Origin of the sequence: Kriegella aquimaris, assembly GCF_900103215.1 — a bacterium.
GTDB classification, from domain to species: Bacteria; Bacteroidota; Bacteroidia; order Flavobacteriales; family Flavobacteriaceae; genus Kriegella; species Kriegella aquimaris.
This window is the reverse complement of sequence record NZ_FNGV01000041.1, coordinates 1-1687: the sequence shown is the minus strand read 5'-3', so window position 1 is coordinate 1687 and position 1687 is coordinate 1. Positions and strand designations below refer to the sequence as shown.

Sequence of the window (1687 nt, the reverse complement as noted above, 5' to 3'; positions counted from 1 at the left end):
TTTTCCAAATAGCCCACCAAACAAAGCTTGAAGAATACCGCCGGGTCTATGCTCTTTTGGCCGCTACCCCCATAATACCCTTTGGTAAGGGGATAGAGGAAACCCAGATCGATGGCACCCTTTAGACGCCTGTAAAAATTGTTCTTCGGGATCCGTTCGCTAAGTTGAAATTGTGCGAACAGTTTTTCTTGATAGTCTTTCTTGCCTTGCATAACTAAAGTTACGATCCAACCTCCAATTGGCAATGATCATCAAGGACTTTTTTTGTTAACTTGTGCAACAGGCACACCGTATATAATTTATTGCTAGTTCTAGCCTAATTACGAAAATCCTCGCGGATTTTCTATTCGGTTTGTATTTGCTAAATTAGGTGCTTAAAACACTCAACAAAGCAATTTACAATGCTAAAGATACCAAGCAACTTATTCATCATTCGGACAGGGGAATTCAATACTGTAGCAATATTTACACGCAAATTTTAAAAAGAAAGAAAATAGAAATCAGTATGACCGAAGAAAACCATTGCTATGAAAACGCAATGGCCGAAAGGGTAAATGGTATTCTCAAAGATGAATTTTATCTCGACCAGACCTTTACTAGCGTGGTTCAAGCTAAAAAAGCGACCAGAAATGCAATCAAGTTGTACAACACTAAACGATTACATTTATCTTTAGATTATAAAACACCTAATTACGTGCATCAATATGCCGCTTAAAAACAAGTATTAATCTATAGCCTTATTTTAGGACGTGACATTTGAAAAAAATTTTGCAAATACAAAATGATAGATAGATTTACCGACGTTGAATTACCAAAAACTCTTTATAAATATAGGGATTCGAATAATAAATATCATCGTAAATTAATCTCAAAACAAGAACTTTACTTTCCAAAACCATCTGAATTTAATGATCCATTCGATGGCAACATTCCTTTAAGATGGGATTTGTTGAGCTTCGAAGATTGTTACAAGAAAAATTTGGAACTTATGTCAATCGTTTTAAAAGGCGAAGATGAAAATAAAGTCAAGAAATTTGTAAGAGAGCAAACAGAATTAAAGAAACTTTGGCATCCTGATAAATTAAAAAGAGAAACGTCGGAACAAATCGATAAGTGGGATAAAATTATTGGTCTTTTATCACTCTCATCAACTCGTGACAATATTTTAATGTGGTCACATTACTCAATAAATCATACCGGATTTGTCGTTGGATTTGATACAAAGTCAATGTCAACTGAATATAATTTCGAGTGGATTGAACCTGTGAACTATCAATTTGAATATCCAATAATTTCTGGTAATGATGATAGTAGACTACAGTTTTACAAAAAGTTTTATTATAAATCGGAACTATGGAAATATGAACAAGAATGGCGAATTTCAATAAATCATATCCAAAAAAGAACCGTGAAAATCCAGCCAAGAACAATCACAGAAATAATTATTGGATGCAAAATGAATTTAAAAGAAACCAATAAAATAATTAAGCTGTCGAAACAAAAACTCGGAAATAATATTGCTATTTTTAAAGCAAAAAAATCGAAAGATAATTTTGGATTAGAGATTGAACAAATCGAATAAAAACGGTGGGTAACAACGTATCCTATGAAAAGCCCTAGTCCAGTTCTCTAAAGTTAATTAATATTTTCTTTTTGCCTTAAACCACCTTTTTTATTTTAATATAAC

General features: G+C 32.7%; 2 protein-coding genes and 1 pseudogene. 2 read left to right on the top strand and 1 reads right to left on the bottom strand.

The genetic code is table 11. The features are described from left to right. A pseudogene (locus BLS33_RS24560) lies at positions 1-212 on the bottom strand (IS1182 family transposase); the annotation flags it as partial. Positions 213-370: 158 nt separating this feature from the next. On the opposite strand from BLS33_RS24560, the gene BLS33_RS24555 reads away from it, so the two are divergent. Further along, positions 371-715, top strand: coding sequence for an integrase core domain-containing protein (locus tag BLS33_RS24555; protein WP_089895991.1), 345 nt, complete (start codon positions 371-373; stop codon positions 713-715). 66 nt (positions 716-781) lie between these two features. Beyond that, on the top strand, positions 782-1582 hold the full coding sequence (locus tag BLS33_RS24550) for a DUF2971 domain-containing protein (RefSeq protein ID WP_089895989.1): 801 nt from the start codon (positions 782-784) through the stop codon (positions 1580-1582). Positions 1583-1687: the final 105 nt, after the last annotated feature.